This window comes from Pseudoalteromonas espejiana DSM 9414 (assembly GCF_002221525.1).
Classification (GTDB): domain Bacteria; phylum Pseudomonadota; class Gammaproteobacteria; order Enterobacterales; family Alteromonadaceae; genus Pseudoalteromonas; species Pseudoalteromonas espejiana.
The window spans coordinates 593,565-610,291 of the sequence record NZ_CP011028.1 but is presented as its reverse complement, the minus strand read 5'-3'; the positions used below and the strand labels follow the sequence as shown (position 1 = coordinate 610,291).

The 16,727-nt window shown below is 41.1% G+C and carries 16 protein-coding genes; 9 read left to right on the top strand and 7 right to left on the bottom strand.

All coding sequences use genetic code 11. The annotated features are described in order from the left end of the window. Window positions 1-12 precede the first annotated feature (12 nt). On the bottom strand, window positions 13-1,410 hold the full coding sequence (locus PESP_RS02735) for a PhoH family protein (RefSeq protein WP_089346666.1): 1,398 nt from the start codon (window positions 1,408-1,410) through the stop codon (window positions 13-15). A 306-nt stretch (window positions 1,411-1,716) separates the two neighbouring features. On the opposite strand from PESP_RS02735, the gene rapA reads away from it, so the two are divergent. Further along, window positions 1,717-4,611 carry an RNA polymerase-associated protein RapA gene (gene rapA / locus PESP_RS02730; RefSeq protein ID WP_089346665.1) on the top strand — a complete coding sequence of 965 codons (2,895 nt, stop codon included), beginning with the start codon at window positions 1,717-1,719 and terminating at the stop codon, window positions 4,609-4,611. A 93-nt stretch (window positions 4,612-4,704) separates the two neighbouring features. On the opposite strand, the gene PESP_RS02725 is transcribed toward rapA, so the two are convergent. Genes PESP_RS02725 through PESP_RS02715 form a run of 3 tightly spaced genes read right to left on the bottom strand, consistent with a single transcriptional unit; the run spans window position 4,705 to window position 5,658 of the window. After that, a complete protein-coding gene (locus tag PESP_RS02725; protein WP_089346664.1) occupies window positions 4,705-5,121 on the bottom strand; it encodes a hypothetical protein in 417 nt (138 codons plus the stop codon). Between the two features lie 22 nt (window positions 5,122-5,143). After that, a complete protein-coding gene (locus PESP_RS02720) occupies window positions 5,144-5,431 on the bottom strand; it encodes a type II toxin-antitoxin system RelE/ParE family toxin (RefSeq protein ID WP_089346663.1) in 288 nt (95 codons plus the stop codon). Continuing rightward, window positions 5,431-5,658, bottom strand: coding sequence for a ribbon-helix-helix domain-containing protein (locus PESP_RS02715; RefSeq protein WP_089346662.1), 228 nt, complete (start codon window positions 5,656-5,658; stop codon window positions 5,431-5,433). The genes PESP_RS02720 and PESP_RS02715 overlap by 1 nt, the downstream gene beginning before the upstream one ends. Before the next feature lie 135 nt (window positions 5,659-5,793). Here PESP_RS02715 and rluA point away from each other — a divergent pair, with 135 nt between their 5' ends. Both rluA and PESP_RS02705 read left to right on the top strand, forming a co-directional pair. Next, window positions 5,794-6,447, top strand: coding sequence for a bifunctional tRNA pseudouridine(32) synthase/23S rRNA pseudouridine(746) synthase RluA (gene rluA, locus PESP_RS02710; protein ID WP_089346661.1), 654 nt, complete (start codon window positions 5,794-5,796; stop codon window positions 6,445-6,447). A gap of 57 nt (window positions 6,448-6,504) precedes the next feature. Continuing rightward, the gene (locus PESP_RS02705; RefSeq protein ID WP_089346660.1) at window positions 6,505-7,437 is read left to right on the top strand and encodes a DUF3530 family protein; all 933 of its coding nucleotides are present in this window, start codon (window positions 6,505-6,507) and stop codon (window positions 7,435-7,437) included. On the opposite strand, the gene djlA is transcribed toward PESP_RS02705, so the two are convergent. Genes djlA through PESP_RS02690 form a run of 3 tightly spaced genes read right to left on the bottom strand, consistent with a single transcriptional unit; the run spans window position 7,420 to window position 9,958 of the window. After that, window positions 7,420-8,280, bottom strand: a complete 861-nt coding sequence (djlA, locus tag PESP_RS02700; RefSeq protein WP_089346659.1) for a co-chaperone DjlA — start codon at window positions 8,278-8,280, stop codon at window positions 7,420-7,422. The two genes, PESP_RS02705 and djlA, sit on opposite strands and share 18 nt — an antisense overlap. 17 nt (window positions 8,281-8,297) lie before the next feature. Continuing rightward, complete coding sequence (gene murU / locus PESP_RS02695; RefSeq protein ID WP_089346658.1) at window positions 8,298-8,960, bottom strand: N-acetylmuramate alpha-1-phosphate uridylyltransferase MurU; 663 nt, start codon at window positions 8,958-8,960, stop codon at window positions 8,298-8,300. Next, window positions 8,957-9,958: an aminoglycoside phosphotransferase family protein gene (locus PESP_RS02690; RefSeq protein ID WP_089346657.1), complete on the bottom strand. Its 1,002-nt coding sequence runs from the start codon at window positions 9,956-9,958 to the stop codon at window positions 8,957-8,959. The genes murU and PESP_RS02690 overlap by 4 nt, the downstream gene beginning before the upstream one ends. A 101-nt stretch (window positions 9,959-10,059) precedes the next feature. On the opposite strand from PESP_RS02690, the gene lptD reads away from it, so the two are divergent. From lptD to PESP_RS02660, 6 genes are all read left to right on the top strand, one after another. Next, window positions 10,060-12,312, top strand: coding sequence for an LPS assembly protein LptD (gene lptD / locus PESP_RS02685; RefSeq protein ID WP_089346656.1), 2,253 nt, complete (start codon window positions 10,060-10,062; stop codon window positions 12,310-12,312). Between the two features lie 92 nt (window positions 12,313-12,404). Continuing rightward, complete coding sequence (surA, locus tag PESP_RS02680; RefSeq protein WP_089346655.1) at window positions 12,405-13,700, top strand: peptidylprolyl isomerase SurA; 1,296 nt, start codon at window positions 12,405-12,407, stop codon at window positions 13,698-13,700. A 2-nt stretch (window positions 13,701-13,702) separates the two neighbouring features. Continuing rightward, window positions 13,703-14,695: a 4-hydroxythreonine-4-phosphate dehydrogenase PdxA gene (gene pdxA, locus PESP_RS02675; protein WP_089346654.1), complete on the top strand. Its 993-nt coding sequence runs from the start codon at window positions 13,703-13,705 to the stop codon at window positions 14,693-14,695. Continuing rightward, complete coding sequence (gene rsmA, locus PESP_RS02670) at window positions 14,692-15,498, top strand: 16S rRNA (adenine(1518)-N(6)/adenine(1519)-N(6))-dimethyltransferase RsmA (protein ID WP_089346653.1); 807 nt, start codon at window positions 14,692-14,694, stop codon at window positions 15,496-15,498. The genes pdxA and rsmA overlap by 4 nt, the downstream gene beginning before the upstream one ends. After that, entirely contained in the window at window positions 15,482-15,871 is a 390-nt protein-coding gene (gene apaG / locus PESP_RS02665) for a Co2+/Mg2+ efflux protein ApaG (RefSeq protein WP_089346652.1), read from the top strand. Before rsmA ends, apaG begins: the two co-directional genes overlap by 17 nt. Before the next feature lie 11 nt (window positions 15,872-15,882). After that, window positions 15,883-16,701 carry a symmetrical bis(5'-nucleosyl)-tetraphosphatase gene (locus PESP_RS02660; RefSeq protein ID WP_089346651.1) on the top strand — a complete coding sequence of 273 codons (819 nt, stop codon included), beginning with the start codon at window positions 15,883-15,885 and terminating at the stop codon, window positions 16,699-16,701. Window positions 16,702-16,727 lie beyond the last annotated feature (26 nt).

The following is a 16,727-nucleotide window of genomic DNA, read 5'->3' as shown; positions in this document are numbered from 1 at the left end:
GTTCTGCGCAAGTTATAAATTTTCTTCTGCAAATTGAGCTAAACGGCTGCGCACCACCCCGTTTAGATTAACCGTGGCGCTGCCCTCAAAGTTTTTAAAACGCTCAACAATATAAGTTAAGCCCGAAGTAACTGGCGTTAAGTAGTTACTATCAATTTGCGCGAGGTTACCACTACAAATAAGCTTAGTACCCTCGCCACAGCGGGTAATAATAGTTTTAAGTTGAGATGCCGTTAAATTTTGGCTCTCATCTAAAATAACCACGGCATTTTGAATGCTGCGCCCCCGCATAAAGTTCACCGACTTAAACTGCACGTTGGCCTTTTCCATAATGTAATTACGACTCGATATAGGGTTTTCATCACCTTTGTGTAATACCTCTAACGTATCGGTTATTGCCGCTAACCAAGGCGCCATTTTCTCCTCTTCGGTGCCTGGTAAAAAACCGATAGATTCGGCTATTTCTGGTGTGTTACGCGTTACTATTACTTTATCGTAAATACCACGCTCTATTACCATTTCAAGGGCACTGGCAAGCGCCAGTAATGTTTTACCACAGCCAGCTGGGCCGGTAAGTATTACCAGCTCTATACTTGGGTCAAGTAACGCATCAAGCGCCATACCTTGGTATATATTTTTAGGCTTAACGCCCCATGCTTGCTGATGCATTAAGCGCTCTACGCTAATATCTTTTAGCGTTATGTGTTCATCATCATACGATTTTACACGTGCTGCAAAATGCTCACTGCCATCAAGTATGTACTCATTACAAAACACATCGGGGATTAAGTTTTTAGCAACATGATGAAACGTATCGCGGCCGTTTTGCTCGGTTTTGCACTCCCCTACATGCTGCCAAAAATCACCCTCTATTTTTTTATAGCCACTGGTTAACAGTGCAATGTCATCAATAAGTTGGTCTGTACGGTAATCTTCTACATATTTAAGGCCTGCCCCTTTTGCCTTAAGGCGCATGTTTATATCTTTGGTTACTAATACAATTTTTGAATCACTGTGCTGTTTTTGTAAGTACACAGCGCAATTTATAATACGGTGATCGTTTTCGTCTCCAGGTAAGCCTGATATAGAATCTGCAAAAAGGTGGTCGTTAACAATAATCAATGTGCCCGTTGAATTGGCATTTGCTTTTTTGTTACTTGGCAATGCCACACCTTGGAGCATTTGCTCTGGCGTGGCGTTTTTTAATACCTCATCTAAGCCACGAATAGCCACTCGCGCATCGCGACTTACATCGTGTTTTCTATCCTTTATGTGATCCAGCTCTTCTAAAACAGTCATTGGGATAACAACGTTATGTTCTTGGAAAGATAAATAAGCGAGGGGTTCGTGGAGTAATACATTGGTGTCTAGCACATACATTTTACTTTCAAGGTTCGAAGCTTTTTCCATAGCACTTTCCTTACGTTTTATGATTTTTATGCTATACCAAAATAACTAAGTAAAACGGGCCGAAACTCAAACCTGCAATACTTAATTGCTAAGGCATAATTTAAGTTTAGTCTATTTGTCATAAAAGTCCGTTTTATTACAAACACGATATAGTTTTTATTTACCTAAAAAAGAGCCATTTGTTAGCGCTGTTAATGGGATTAATTCGCACTTATAAAATTAATTAAAAGTGAGCCAAATAGCGCCTTGCAGTGGTGTTATGTAACAGGTAACATAGCCGCCTTTTTCTTCATAGACGAGACATACATGAATTTTTCCTTAGGTCAGCGTTGGATCAGTGATACAGAGTCAGATTTAGGATTAGGCACCGTAGTTGCCATTGAGGGCCGTCAGGTCAGCATTTTATTTCCTGCCAGTGGTGAAAACCGTGTTTATTCTAGTGCAGAAGCACCTGTTACCCGTGTGGCATTTAATCCTGGCGATGTGATCAAAAGCGTTGAAGAATGGGAATTAGAAGTAGAGTCTATTGAAGTTCAGGGTGAATTACTTTGCTATGTAGGGACACGCGTTGATACCGGCGAAGAGGCAAAATTAAAAGAGACCTTTTTAGATCATTTTATTAAGTTTAATAAACCACAAGATCGCCTTTTTGCAGGACAAGTAGATCGCTTTGATCGTTACACATTACGCTACCAAACTTGGCAGCACCAGTTTGAGCGCCAGCAATCTCCTATCAAAGGGCTTATTGGCCAGCGCGCTAACCTTATTCCACATCAGCTTTATATCGCCCAAGAAGTAGGTAAACGTTTTGCACCTCGTGTTTTACTTTCTGATGAAGTAGGCCTTGGTAAAACCATTGAAGCAGGTATGATTTTACACCAACAAATAATTAGTGGCCGTGCAAGCCGCGTACTTATTGTGGTACCAGAAAACCTACAGCACCAATGGTTAGTAGAAATGCTACGTCGCTTTAACTTACGCTTTTCTATTTTTGATGAAGAGCGCTGCGACGAAGCCTTTGCCGATTCACCTAACGTATTTGATACCGAGCAACTAGTACTTACAAGCCTTGAATTTTTAACCAAGAAAAAACGCTGGTTTGAACAAGCAACATTGGCTGATTGGGATTTACTTGTTGTTGATGAAGCGCATCACCTAAGCATTAACAATGGCAAACCAAGTACCGAATACCAACGCATGGCAGAGCTTAGCCAAGATATTCCAGGCCTTATTTTACTTACTGCAACGCCAGATCAATTAGGCCACCGTAGCCACTTTGCACGCTTACAGCTACTCGACCCAGATCGTTTTTACGACTACGACGTATTCAAAGAAGAAGAAGCAAACTACAAAGATGTAGCAGAGGCTGCAAATCAGCTATTACAAGCGCAAGCACTTAATGATGCTGCAAAAGCAACCCTAATAGAGCTATTAAAAGAAACCGACATTACGGATATTCTGGCAAAAGCACAGCAAGGTGATTTACCAGCGCGTAAAGAAATTCTTAACATGTTGCTTGATCGTCACGGCACTGGACGTATTTTATTTAGAAACAGCCGCAGCGGTATTGATGGCTACCCAAGTCGTAAATTGCACGCATATCCTATGGTACTGCCAAAGCAATATAAAACAGCCATGTCAGTACTTGGTAGCATGAGCGGCATTCAAAGTGCAGAGCTGAGCGCACAACGCGCCCTATTCCCAGAAAAAATATTTCAAGAATTTGAAGGCGAAAGCGCAAGCTGGGGATTATTTGACCCACGTGTAGATTGGTTAATCGAAACACTTAAAACCCTAAAGCATGAAAAAGTTTTACTTATATGTGCAAAAGCCGAAACCGCTATTAGCCTTGAGCAAATACTGCGTGAACGCGAAGCAATTAAAGCTTCGGTTTTCCATGAAGGAATGTCGATTATTGAGCGTGACCGCGCAGCTGCATTTTTTGCTGACGAATACGACAACGCACAAATATTATTGTGTTCTGAAATTGGCTCAGAAGGTCGTAACTTCCAGTTTTCGCATCATTTAGTGTTATTTGATTTACCACTAAACCCAGATTTACTAGAGCAACGTATTGGCCGATTAGACCGCATTGGTCAAACGCAAGATGTGAATATTCACGTACCATATTTTGAAAACACCGCTCAAGAAGTTTTACTGCGTTGGTACAACGAAGGCCTAGATGCCTTTGAAAGCACATCAACTACGGGCCAATTATTGTATAAAGAGTTTAGCGAAGACTTACTTGAATACATTGCTGCACATAACTGCGATGAAGAAGAGCTTGACCCATTACTTGAGCAAGTAGCTAAGCAAAACGCCGTACTGCGTAAGCAAATGGAAAGCGGACGAGATCGTTTACTCGAGCTACATTCATCAGGCCAAGGCGCTGCAGACTCTTTAGTTACCGACATTGAAACACTTGATAACCAATTTGAGTTACCAAGTTATATGATTAACGTGTTCGACACCTTTGGCGTAAGCCAAGAAGATAAAGGCGAAAATACCATTATTTTAAAGCCAACGGAGCATATGTTAAGTGCCTCGTTCCCAAGCTTAAAAGATGATGGCATGACGGTTACCTTTGACCGCGATACAGCCCTTTCGCAAGAAGATGTGCACTTTATTAGCTGGGATCACCCTATGGTGCAAGGCACCATGGATATGATTTGTGATGACGACTTTGGTAGTGCATCGGTTGCTTTACTTAAAAACAAAAAATTGCCGCCAGGCACCTTTTTTGTTGAGCTAATATTTGTAGCCGAAGCAATGGCACCAAAAGCACTGCAAGTTGGACGCTTTTTACCGCCTACACCTATTCGTATATTGCTTGATAAAGCCAGCAATAACCTAGGTGAAAATGTAGCGTTTGATAGCTTTAATCAACAGCTTTCAGCCGTTGGTCGCCAAACAGCAAGTAAATTGGCAGGTGCTTTACAAGGTGCGGTTCACCCTATGATCAACACCGCAAAAGACATGGCACAGCAACAGCTTGAGACTATTCGCAGTGCATCTCTTGAAAAAATGCAAAGCACCCTAGGTGAAGAGCAAGCCCGCCTTGAAGCGCTTAAAAAAATTAATCCTAATATTCGCCAAGAAGAAATTACCTTCTTTGATAAGCAACGCACTGAGCTCACTACGCACATTGAAAAAGCGCAGTTAAAGCTTGATGCAATACGTTTAATTGTGGTTTCGCACTAAGGCTAAAGCTGTCAGCCGTTAGTTTATAATTAAACTACACTCAAAAAGCACGGTTAAGAGGCCGTGCTTTTTATATTCCCCCTTAAATTTGTCTTACATAGCAAGCTTGTTACGTTTAATTAGCTTACCTGTTCTATAATCCATTATATGATGTTTAACTTTACTACATCTAATCAAAATAATTGGCTCATCATTCAGTGTGGTCTCATGTAGCATAGCCTTTGCTCCGCATAGCTTTTCAGAGAACTTAGACTGTTTGCACAAACATTTTATATATTTAGATTCTGCATATTCGGAATATGGTTTGTTAGCAAGCCTTGACGAAATATTTTTATAATTTGGCTTAATGAGATCCTTATATATGGTAACCCCACTAGCAGCAATGCCAATAACAATTGGTGTCATCGCAATAGGATCAATACCAAGTCTTGGGCTAATTTGTTGACCTCTTTTTGACCGACAAATTATTCCTTTTTTTGATGCTAGCTTTCGCTCATGACTTAATTTCATCTATGTCCCCTAGATAATAGAATTACAACCACTCATCAGTATCTTGGCCACCTAATATAGCCATTATTTCAACATCCGTTTCTGTAATTCTGTAATAAATACTGTCTGAGCCACAAACGGCACGTCGATAGCCTGTACGTATATGGTCTACTGATTGGTAGGAATAAGGGTTTGCTGCTAGTTTTTCAAACATAGAGAAGAAACTATAAAAGTAATTATCCGCTTGCTGTTGTGAAAATGCGCGACAGCCATATTGATAAATGCGACGCAAATCCTCTTTGGCATCATTTGAAAGTTTAAATGTGCGCACTACTTAATGCTTGATTTGAATTCTGCTAACATTTGATCAGCAGATTGAGCGCTAAAACCGCTTTTTTCTGAGTGAGCAAGTTTACCATTTATTGCTTCAGCTCTTCTTGCGCGGCGAATTAAATCATTCACCAATTCACTTTTATTTGCGTAATCCCCCACGCTTTCAACGTGATTACGAAGCCATAAATCATTCTGTTCAGTAAGTGAAATACTTTGCCTTGCCATAATGTGTTCCCATAACTTTAGGTTGGTGCAATTTTACACCAGACTAAAAAATACGCAATTAAAGTTTTATCTTTTTCTTGAGCCTTTGCCCTCGCTCCCCTAAAATAGCGCCCTGTAAAATTACTGAGGTCGGCCGTGTTAGTTAACTACAATCCCCCAATGAGTCCGTATTTAACAATACTGTATCAAGATGACGACTTGCTCATCGTTAATAAGCCCAGTGAGTTATTAACAGTACCCGGGAAAGATCCAAAACACGCCGATAGCCTTATAAACCGCGTTAATCGTGTTTTTCCTACAGCTAAAATAGTGCACCGCTTAGATATGGCAACCTCAGGCATACTGTGTTTGGCCATGAATAAAGCAGCGCATAGGCATTTAAGTATGCAATTTCAAGAGCGCGAAACCGCAAAGCGTTATATTGCGCGTGTTTATGGGCAGCTTGAAGGGGAAAGTGGCTCTGTAGATTTACCGCTTATTTGCGATTGGCCTAATCGCCCTAAACAAATGGTTGATCATGAAAATGGCAAGCCATCGCTTACGCATTACAAAATACTCACGCGCGAAGCGCATGCTACCCGCGTAGAGCTTACACCCATTACAGGGCGCTCCCACCAATTACGTGTACATATGTTAAGCCTTGGCCATCCTATTTTAGGTGACAGGCTCTATGCCCATAAAGAGGCGCTTGCAGCTGCACCGCGTTTACAGTTGCATGCTCAAATGCTTCAACTAAAACACCCTGTGAGCGAGCAAGTGCTTACTTTTGAAGCTGAGCCTGATTTTTAATTAAACTTTTTATCCATCGCGCCGATAGCTAAGTAATGGTATTTATTAGGGCTTGTGATGATATTAGCGCGATTTTTAAAACCCGTATTAGTTAACCTACTACTGGCTTGTGGGTTGTTAATTAGTAGCCCTAGTAATGCAATTGATCATATTTCGCCGCCCTCCCCGTCGACAATAGAAAACACCAATATAAAACGCTTTTTACCAAATGATGAAATAAAGCCAATACTTGCTGGTGATACCGAGTTTTTAAGCCTTTACAGCGAGTATATGAGCCGCGACTTTAAAGGGATTGCGTTACTTATACCCGATTGGAACTCAACTGCGAGTAATAACACTGGCATGAGCTATCTTCGAAAGGAGCTGAATAATTTAGGTTATACCACTTACGCCATGACAGTGCCTGATATAGATTGGCAAGCCAGCGATATGCAAGCCCCTAGCGAAGCTCAACAAAACGCGGCGCAAGAGCAAACTGAGCAAAGCAATAGCGAGTCAGAAGCACCAAAGCCCAATAATGAGCCGCACTATGTAAATGCAATTGATACGGTAAGTAATGCGGTGCTTAACAACTATAAAACTAACTTAATATTGCGTTATAAGGCACTTTATCAACGCGCTATGAGCGAGCCTAATAATATTGTAGTGATAGCCCAAGGAGCCAGTGCGGGTGTGTTAATGGAGTACTATGCAGACTTTCCAGACTCGAAAATTAATGCTTTTATTAGCTTAAGCAGTTATTTACCCAATACACAGCGTAATGAAAGTTTAAGCCAAACCACATCGCTGGTTACCCCAGCATTACTTGATATTTACTATGCAAACGATGACACAGACATCCTAATGAGCCTTAAAAACCGTCAGCGCTGGGTTAATCGTAATGCTAAATTTGATTACCGACAGCGCCAACTGTTTGGCCTGCGTGATGCCCCAGAGCAACATGCACGTTTAAGCAAAGAAATAGACGGCTTTTTACGCCGCCTTTTTTAAGTACTCGTATGCAGCTTGAATATCTTGGCTTTTTTTAACTGCAACTTCCATCATATGCTTTGGCAAACCTTGCGATACCAGCTTATCTGGGTGATGCTGGGCCATTAACTTACGATACGCAACTTTTATATCTCGTTGAGATGCATCACTATTTAAGCCTAACAATGCCAGTGCTTGCGAGCGATTCATGTTGTTATTAGGCGGCACATGGTGCCCAGAGCCCTCGCGGTAACTACTGCTTTGTCCTTGCTGCTGTTGCTTGTAACGTTGTTGCTGCTGCCTAAAACTAAATTCAGCTTGGTAGCGCTTAAGTACAAAAGCAAAATGAGCTTTAGAAATACCTAACTGTTTGCTTACCTCTTGGAGTAACTGTTTTTCTTGCTCAGCTAATACCCCGTCCGAAAACGCCATTTGAATTTGAATTTCTAAAAACAGCTGCAGTAAATCATAACGTTTAGCAAAGCGCTCTTTAAAGTCGTGGACGGTTTCTTTTAGTGAAAAGTCGCTCTCTTTACCTGATTGAAATGCATGTTGAGCCTCACGGCGCTCATCGCCTTTTAGCCCCATTTCATCCATAAATAAGCTGGCAGCTTTTATATGCACCTCGCTTACTCGCCCGTTTGATTTAGCTATGTGCCCCATAACGGCAAAACAGCTCGAAAAAAACAAGGCTTGGCGCTCGTTTACATCATCACCTTTAAATAAACTTGAAAAGCCACCCGCTTTATCAAAATCATTTTTTAAGCTTTTATCAAATAAATGGCCTAGGTATAAACCTAAAATAGCGCCAAATATTTTGCCAAACATAAAGCCAAAACAAAAACCGAGAATTTTTCCCCACATCTAGATTGCTACCCCTATTAAAGTGTGTTGCTTATGCGCTCATTGAGCTGCGCTAAACGCTCTGGTGTACCTATGTCATCCCACTGGCCAATATATAGCTCGGTTGATATGCAGTGCTGAGTTAATTTTTCACGCAAAATTGGTCCAAGCGCGCGGACCCCTTCGCTTAACCCATTAAAAAAGTCAGCGTGGTAACGGCTGATCCCCGAAAACGTATATTTTTGGCTCTCAGGTGCTAAATGACTTAATGCAAAGTCGCCATCAGGATTATGCGCAGGGTTTTCTACTAAAACGATGTGCGCTTCGCCACTATTTAAATGCAGTTGAGTTAATGCGCTAACATCGTAATCTGTGTACACATCGCCATTAATCACAATAAATGTTTCGCCTAGTAATGGCAGCGCTTGAATAATGCCGCCTGCAGTTTCAAGCCCACCCTCTACCTCTTGGCTATATTCGATATTTACACCAAAACCGGCCCCATTTTTAAAGTAGCTTTTTATTTTATCGCCTTGCCACGCAAGGTTTATAACAATGTCAGTAATACCAGCCGCTTTTAGGTTATTAATATGATGCTCAATCAGAGGTTTAGTTGCCACTTTGAGCATAGGTTTAGGCATAGACTGCGTAAGTGGCATCATACGTTTACCACGTCCGGCAGCTAAAATCATGGCCTTCATGTACGCTCCTTAGCAAGCTGCTTTGACACTTGTGGCACAATTACTTGGCTTACCCAGCTACTTAATGTTTTAAGCTCGGGGTAAGTAGCGGCCACTTCTATAATGTAATCAAGAGTGGGTAAAATATTATCAAGGTAACCGGTTTTTCCATCGCGTAAATATAACCGACAAAATATACCGGCGGCTTTTAAGTGGCGTTGTATGCCGGTTAAATCAAACCAATATTTAAACTCATTAAAAGTCGTATTTTTTATTAAGCCCTGAGCAATAAACTCTTTGTAAGCAAAATTAAGCAAGCTTTCAAGCTCACTTTGAGGAAGTTTGTAGTAACAGTCGCGCAGTAACGATACCACGTCGTAGCAAAGTGGCCCCTGTACAGCATCCTGATAATCTATAATTGCCCACTGCTCATTGCTGTGCATTATATTACGACTGTGGTAATCACGGTGCACGGTAACTGTAGGCTGCTCAAGCATGGCCGCAGTTAAAAGCACTGTGCTTTGTTGCCATATAGCTTGTTGTTCAGCGCTTAAAGTTGAGCCAATAAACCCATCTACTAACCACTGGCTAAAAATATTAAGCTCAAGCTGTATAAACTCTTTATTGTAGTCACTCATTGCCGGTGAAGCTGGCGTTTGAGCCCACTTTGTGGCTAACGTTATAAGCTGTTTGTAGTGCTCTATTTTATTTGGCTCATCGAGTTTGTCAGCCAAATGAGTGCTACCTAAATCACTTAAGATAAAAAAGCCTTGCTGCTGGTCACTAGCAATTATTTCAGGCAATAAAAATCCTTGCTCAGTAAACACTTTATTGAGCGAAATATAGGGTGCGTTATTCACTTTTTGCGGGTCTGAGTCCATTACTATAAAGGCTTTACCTGCACAGCTTAAACGGTAATAACGACGAAAGCTGGCGTCTCCGGTAATGGCGACTAAAGAGTGCGGTTTCGCATTAAAGTACGTATTTATAAATAGTTGTAAATTATCAAAGCGTGTCATTTTATAAGATGTCTATTTTTATAGGTCAATTACTGTATTTGCCATTGTTTTCCTTTATTATGTCTAGCTTATAATAAATCAAAGAGCATTAAGGTCGATAAATGAGCAAAACCTGGGGCATATTGATGCTAGGCGTAGTTAGCGCACCATCGCTTGCCGAAACTGAACTGACACACAACCTTTGTGGCATTTCAATGCAAACCAGAGCTTGGCAACCTCTACCCAATTTAGCGGTAGGGTCGGTTGATATTCAAGCTGATGATGTAGAGCTCCTAGGCACACAAAGCGCTGAATTTACCGGCAATGTTGATATTAACACCCTTGACATGAGTTTGTCCGCACAAACTGCGCTTATAGATAAACAGCGCGGTTTACTCAATGCTACAGGGCCAATTACCTACCAAGACAGAGTAAGCCAGGTAAACAGCTCGGGTTTAAATGCCGATCTAAATAATTCTGAAATAAGCCTACTGGGTGCCGACTACAGCTTAACCGATCAACAAGGTAAAGGTGGCGCCGAAAAACTCACCGTAAACGAGTCTGGCTTATTGTTAATGAATGCAAGCTTTACTACCTGCCCAGGCGAAACACCGGTATGGGCTATTGAAGCTGATGAAATAAACCTATCTCGTGAAGAAGGCTGGGGCGAAACGCATAACGCCATATTACGCATTCTTGATACGCCAGTATTGTATTTACCTTATTTTACGTTTCCGTTAGATGAGCGCCGTAAGTCGGGGTTACTAACACCAAGTATTTCAAGCTCTGATCGCTACGGTCTCGAAACCGTTACGCCTTATTATTGGAATATAGCCCCTAATTTTGATGCCACAATTACGCCGCGTTATATGTCGCGCATTGGTTTGCAACTACAAACAGAATTTAGATACCTCAGTGAGCAGCACGAAGGCTTAGTTGGTATTGAGTACTTAGATAGCGATGATTCTGAGCCAAGCCTCGATGAGCGTTATATGTTTCATTGGCAACAGCAAAGCTACCTAAACGAAAACTGGCGTGCCAATATAGACATCACCAATGTAAGTGACGATAACTACATTACTGATTTAAATTCAAATTACGCCAATAAAACCGACACCCAGCTATATCGTACAGGTTCGGTGACTCACCTAGGTGAAACATGGCGTACCGATATTAAATTTCAAAACTTTGAAGTACTGGGCGATCACTTAGAGTCGTATGCAGCTCTACCTCAAATAAGCTTTACGCAAACAGCGCCATGGCGCTTTGATAATTTTGACTTTAGTTTATCTGGTGAAGTAAGCCACTTTACGAACGATTCAATAGAGGTAGATATAGACAGTGCAACGCGTGTACACGTTGAGCCAAAAGCACGCTATAACTACGCAACCCATGCATGGTCGTTTCTCTCTGAAGTTAGCCTATTACAAACAAACTATAAGCAAAGCGGTAATTTAACGGGTACACAATACAGCGATAGCGTATCGCGAACATTGCCAAAAGTGCGTTTATATTCTCAGCTTAATTTTGAGCGCGACACGTCAACCTTTTTTGAAGACGGCATTCAAACACTTGAACCACAAGTTCAGTATTTATATACCCCAGATAAAGACCAATCAGAAATTGGCATATACGACACCACCCGCCTACAAGACGATTATTTTGGCTTATTTAGAGATACTCGTTTTTCTGGCGTTGACCGTATAGCTGCTGCAAATCAATTTACTTTAGGTGCCACTACGCGTTTATTTGATAACAAACACGAAGAAGTATTTAACTTTAGCGCGGGTCAAATTTTTTACTTAAACGACTCAGCTAAACCGACCGAGCAAGATTTAGACTCAGACACTAACTATAATGCCCTATTTGCAGCTCAAACAATGCTTCATTGGCACCGTCGTTGGTACTTATCTGCAGGTATGCAATACGACACTGATGGCAAGCAAATGATCCAGTCAAATGTCACCCTTGATTACAAAGGTGACAATAATGAGTTAGTTCAATTGAACCATCGCTATGCAAATGATGTCTCAGGAAATACAATCGAGCAAACGGGTGTGTTTACAAGTATTCCACTAAGTGACGAGTGGCAATTTATTGCAAGCTATCACCGCGACCTTGAAAATAACCGAAGTATCGAATTTTTAAGCGGATTACAGTATGAGTCATGCTGTTGGGCAATCCAAATTACTGGCCACCGCCAGATTGAAACTGATTTAAATCAGTCTATTGGGCAACAACAAGCGACTTTTGATTCGGGCATTAGCTTGAACTTTGTATTAAAAGGGCTTGGCAGTAAGAGCCGTTACGATGCTCAAAAATTATTACAACAAGGTATTTTTGGCTATCGTAGACCGTATTTTCTTAATAATTAAGGCAAACGAGCAATTAAGGTGATACTTTAAAGCCCTAAAATGCAGTACGCCCTGTTTTAAAGCAGTACTATTAGAAGAGTAGTAAAAAGAATATGAATTTAAAAAAACTATTATCAACAGCTATTTTAAGCTTAAGCTTATGCCATGGCGCATTTGCCGCTCCACAGGAAATCGACAAAGTAATTGGTGTTGTAAACCAAGGCGTTATTTTAAAAAGTGAAGTAGACACCATTATTAATCGTGTTAAAAAGCAAGCCGCAGAGCAAGGCCAGCAACTTCCTAAAGATGAAACACTACGTGTACAAGCGGTTGAGCGCTTAGTTAACCAAACGCTTATGATGCAAATGGCAGAGCGTATGGGCCTTGAAATTTCTGACAGCCAGTTAGACCAAACACTGTCAAATATGGCAAAAGATCAAGGCGGTAGTATTGCTGATTTACGCCGTACAATTGAAGCCGCAGGCGAGAGCTTTCAAGCTTACCGCGAAGAAATTCGTAAAGAGATCACAACCCAGCAAGTTACTCGCGCTAATGTAGATCGCCGTATTTATATTAGCCAGCAAGAAGTAGATAATCTTTTAAAAATAATGGAAAGCCAAGGCCAAAACTCTGAAGAGTACGATATTGGTCATATCCTTATTGATATTCCTAATAACGCAACGCCTGATGAAATTACCAGCGCAAAAACGCGTGCTGATAAAGTAATTGAATTATTAAACGATGGCCAAGAGTTTAAACGTATTGCTATTTCTTCATCTGGTGGCTCAAAAGCACTAGAAGGTGGGCAACTAGGCTATATGGGTATTAACGAGATGCCATCACTTTTTGCAGAAGCTGTAAAAGGTCAAAAGAAAGACGCTATTGTAGGGCCTCTTCGCTCTGGAGCCGGTTTCCATATTATTAAAGTGCAAGATGTACGCGGCCGCCAAGTAGTAGAAACAACTGAAGTGCGCTCTCGTCACATTCTTATTAAGCCTTCTATTATTTTAAGTGAAGAAAAAGCCCGAAACATGTTAGCTGGTTTTGCTAAAGAGCTACGCGCAGGCGATGCGGACTTTGGTGAGCTTGCAAAAGAATACTCAGAAGATCCAGGTTCAGCACTTAAAGGTGGTGAATACGATTGGACTGACCCAACAACCTACGTACCAGCGTTTAAAGATACTTTATTATCGCTTGATAAAAATCAAATTAGTGAGCCTTTTAGAACGCAATTCGGTTGGCACATAGTGCAGCTTTTAGATAAGCGTGTAGCAGATAAAACAGAGCTGGCTAAACGTAACCGCGCTCACGGCATGTTGTTTAATCGTAAATTTAAAGAAGAAAGTTTTAACTGGCAGCAAGAAATGCGCGAGCAAGCTCACGTTGAAATTTTCCCTACAGACGAGTAATTATGACATTACGTATTGCAATTACCCCGGGCGAACCCGCGGGGATTGGTCCTGACCTGCTGCTGCAATTAGCGCAGCAGCAATGGCAAGCTCAATTAGTCGTTATAGCAGATAAAGACTTATTAAAAGAGCGCGCTCAATTATTAGGCCTTAATATTGAGCTTATCGATTTTGATGAAAGTGCACCAGCAGCCATAGCGCCTGCTGGCAGTGTTTATATTCACCAAGTTGATTTAGGCACAGCTGTAAAGCTTGGTGAACTTGATGATTTAAATGGCCAATACGTGCTTGATACATTGCGTATTGCCAGCGAAAAAAATATGGACGGCACCTTTGATGCCGTTGTAACCGGCCCAGTTCATAAGGGTATTATTAATAAAGCAGGCATATCGTTTAGTGGCCACACTGAATACTTTGCTCAGCAGTCAGGCACTTCTGATGTTGTTATGATGCTAGCAACGCAAGGGCTGCGTGTTGCACTTGTGACTACACACATTCCGCTTGCATATGTATCGCGTGCAATTACCCAAGAGCGACTAACCAAAGTGATTGGTATTTTAAATCACGACTTACAAACCAAATTTGGTATTGAGCAGCCTAAAATTTTAGTATGTGGTTTAAACCCTCATGCTGGTGAAGACGGCCACCTAGGTACTGAGGAAATTGAAACAATTACTCCTACGCTTGAGCTTTTAAACAGCCAAGGTATGAATTTAATTGGGCCACTCCCTGCCGATACACTATTTCAAGATAAATACCTATCTCAAGCAGATGCCGTACTTGCTATGTATCACGATCAGGGATTACCTGTGCTAAAATACAAGGGATTTGGTAACTCGGTGAATATAACCCTAGGTTTACCATTTATCCGCACCTCAGTGGATCACGGTACAGCGCTTGATTTAGCGGGTACAGGTGATGCTGAAGTTGGCAGTTTTGAATTAGCGATCCGCGAAGCAATTAAGCTCGCCCATGAAAAAGCACAGAATCAATGACCGATAAAGTACATTTAGGACACCGCGCCCGTAAACGTTTTGGGCAAAACTTTTTATTTGATGAATCAATCATCGATAAAATAGTCACTGCAATCGATCCTAAACCAGAAGACAACCTAGTAGAAATTGGCCCAGGCCTTGGCGCAATTACTGAACCTGTTGCCGATTTGAGCGGCCAGCTTACGGTTGTTGAGCTAGATAAAGACCTTGCACAACGTTTAATTGAGCACCCATTTTTGGGCCCTAAATTAAATGTTAATCAAGGCGATGCAATGAAGTTTGATTTTTCAAGCCTTGTACGCGATGACAAAAAATTAAAAGTGTTTGGTAACCTGCCTTACAATATTTCTACTCCGTTGCTATTTCACCTTTTTGAATTTGCTGATCATATTGAGCACATGCACTTTATGCTGCAAAAAGAGGTGGTAAAGCGTATGGTTGCTGGGCCTGGTAGTAAAACGTTTGGTCGTTTAAGCGTAATGACTCAATATTATTGTCATGCAATGCCAGTAGTAGAAGTACCACCAGAATGCTTTAAGCCTGCTCCAAAGGTTGATTCAGCGGTTATTCGCTTAATTCCTAAAAAAGCAGAGCAACGCACAGCTAAAAGCGTGAAAATTTTAAATACCGTGTGTTTAGAAGCGTTTAATCAACGCCGTAAAACGCTACGTAATAGCTTAGGTAACTTATTAACCGCTGATGAGCTTACGAGCATAGGTATTGATATAACACTACGCGCTGAAAGCCTCTCGTTACAACAATTTATTGATATAGCTAACTGGATTTATGACAACAAGCAGTAATATTGGCTCTCCGGTAAAAGTGTCTGTAGAGACGTTTTATGTGGAAGGGCAATCTCAGCCTGAACTCGAAAAATACGTATTTGCCTATTCGGTAACGATTAAAAACCACAGCCTTTGCAGTGCAAAACTACTTAGTCGTTACTGGCTAATTACTGATGCAAACGGTAAAGAGGTTGAAGTTGAAGGTGAAGGCGTTGTAGGTGAAACACCGGTTATTGGCCCTGGCGAAAGTTACAAATACACCAGCGGCGCTATTTTAGATACGCCAGTGGGCACCATGCAAGGTCACTACACTTTACGTAATGAGTTTGGCTCTGAGTTTGAAGCACCAATAAGCGTTTTTCGTTTAGCGTGCCCTAATATTTTACATTAGTAAAAAGCGCAATGGCTGACTACGCTATAGGTGATTTACAAGGCTGCTTCAATGAATTTAGCACCTTACTTAAACGGGTTGATTTTAACCCAAGTAAAGATCACCTTTACTTGGTTGGTGATATAGTTGCACGCGGTCCTGACTCGTTAGCCTGCTTAGATTATATTTATCGCCACCAAGATAGTATGACCATTACGTTGGGCAATCATGATTTACACATGGTTGCCTGTCACTATCTCAACAAACCAATTAACCCAAAAGATAAGTTAGGCGCAATTTTTAATAGCGAAAAACTCCCTACTTATATTTCTTACCTACAAACTCAGCCCTTAGCCGTTTACTTAAAAAAGCATAATAGCTTTATTGCACATGCGGGTCTTAATCCAAACTGGTCAATAGAAAATGCCCTTAAGTACGCCGAGTTTGCACAAAGTTGCTATCAATCAGCTAAAGCCAATGTGTTTTTTGAAAAAATGTACCAGCCCCATCCTACCCATTGGGATGCTGAACTAACCGATTTTGAAAAGTTTAGGTACATTGTAAATTACTTTACTCGCATGCGTTTTTTAACAAACGAAAATACATTAGAGCTTAGTGCTAAAGGCGCAATTAACGACAGCAAATCGTTAACACCTTGGTTTATGCATCCTAATATTAAATCATTAGAAAAAAACCTGATTTTTGGCCATTGGGCAGCACTTGAGGGTGTTACAAAGCTTAAGCATGTTCATGCTTTAGACACTGGATGCGTATGGGGCGGGACTATGACGCTGATGGACTTAAAAACTCAGCAAAAAATAGTAGAAAACTCTGCGCTTTTATCTAAATAAACTGTAATAACCCACTACATATGTTA

What these genes read in the sequence shown, in the direction of transcription:
- apaG (WP_089346652.1), top strand. Translation starts at nt 15,482, where the DNA reads ATGACAACAAGCAGTAATATTGGCTCTCCGGTAAAAGTGTCTGTAGAG.
- djlA (WP_089346659.1), bottom strand. Translation starts at nt 8,280, where the DNA reads ATGTGGGGAAAAATTCTCGGTTTTTGTTTTGGCTTTATGTTTGGCAAA.
- lptD (WP_089346656.1), top strand. Translation starts at nt 10,060, where the DNA reads ATGAGCAAAACCTGGGGCATATTGATGCTAGGCGTAGTTAGCGCACCA.
- surA (WP_089346655.1), top strand. Translation starts at nt 12,405, where the DNA reads ATGAATTTAAAAAAACTATTATCAACAGCTATTTTAAGCTTAAGCTTA.
- PESP_RS02715 (WP_089346662.1), bottom strand. Translation starts at nt 5,658, where the DNA reads ATGGCAAGGCAAAGTATTTCACTTACTGAACAGAATGATTTATGGCTT.
- PESP_RS02705 (WP_089346660.1), top strand. Translation starts at nt 6,505, where the DNA reads ATGATATTAGCGCGATTTTTAAAACCCGTATTAGTTAACCTACTACTG.
- murU (WP_089346658.1), bottom strand. Translation starts at nt 8,960, where the DNA reads ATGAAGGCCATGATTTTAGCTGCCGGACGTGGTAAACGTATGATGCCA.
- PESP_RS02735 (WP_089346666.1), bottom strand. Translation starts at nt 1,410, where the DNA reads ATGGAAAAAGCTTCGAACCTTGAAAGTAAAATGTATGTGCTAGACACC.
- PESP_RS02725 (WP_089346664.1), bottom strand. Translation starts at nt 5,121, where the DNA reads ATGAAATTAAGTCATGAGCGAAAGCTAGCATCAAAAAAAGGAATAATT.
- pdxA (WP_089346654.1), top strand. Translation starts at nt 13,703, where the DNA reads ATGACATTACGTATTGCAATTACCCCGGGCGAACCCGCGGGGATTGGT.
- rsmA (WP_089346653.1), top strand. Translation starts at nt 14,692, where the DNA reads ATGACCGATAAAGTACATTTAGGACACCGCGCCCGTAAACGTTTTGGG.
- PESP_RS02660 (WP_089346651.1), top strand. Translation starts at nt 15,883, where the DNA reads ATGGCTGACTACGCTATAGGTGATTTACAAGGCTGCTTCAATGAATTT.
- PESP_RS02690 (WP_089346657.1), bottom strand. Translation starts at nt 9,958, where the DNA reads ATGACACGCTTTGATAATTTACAACTATTTATAAATACGTACTTTAAT.
- rapA (WP_089346665.1), top strand. Translation starts at nt 1,717, where the DNA reads ATGAATTTTTCCTTAGGTCAGCGTTGGATCAGTGATACAGAGTCAGAT.